Annotated in this window: 1 protein-coding gene; it reads left to right on the forward strand. The window is 71.9% G+C overall.

Going from position 1 to position 302, the window contains the following annotated elements; all coding sequences use genetic code 11:
• The coding region (locus JHD74_RS26850) for an aminotransferase class III-fold pyridoxal phosphate-dependent enzyme (RefSeq protein ID WP_233169713.1) at window positions 1-302 on the forward strand (302 nt) is incomplete at both ends.

The raw sequence follows: 302 nt of genomic DNA on the forward strand, positions 1-302 counted from the left end.
ACCGGCTTTGCTCGTACCGGCAAGCTTTTTGCGATGGACCACTATGCGGTGAAACCGGACCTGATCACCATGGCGAAGAGCCTGGCTGGTGGTATGCCGTTGTCTGCCGTGGCGGGCCGTGCTGAAGCTGTCTCTTATACACATCTCCGAGCCCACGAGACAGGAGGTATCATCTCGTATGCCGTCGTCTGCGTGAAAAGGGGGGGGGGGGGGGGGGGGGGGGGGGGGGGGGGGGGGGGGGGGGGGGGGGGGGGGGGGGGGGGGGGGGGGGGGGGGGGGGGGGGGGGGGGGGGGGGGGGGGG

This window comes from Serratia sp. ASV30 (genome assembly GCF_016428815.1).
In the GTDB taxonomy this organism is placed as follows: domain Bacteria; phylum Pseudomonadota; class Gammaproteobacteria; order Enterobacterales; family Enterobacteriaceae; genus Chania; species Chania fonticola_C.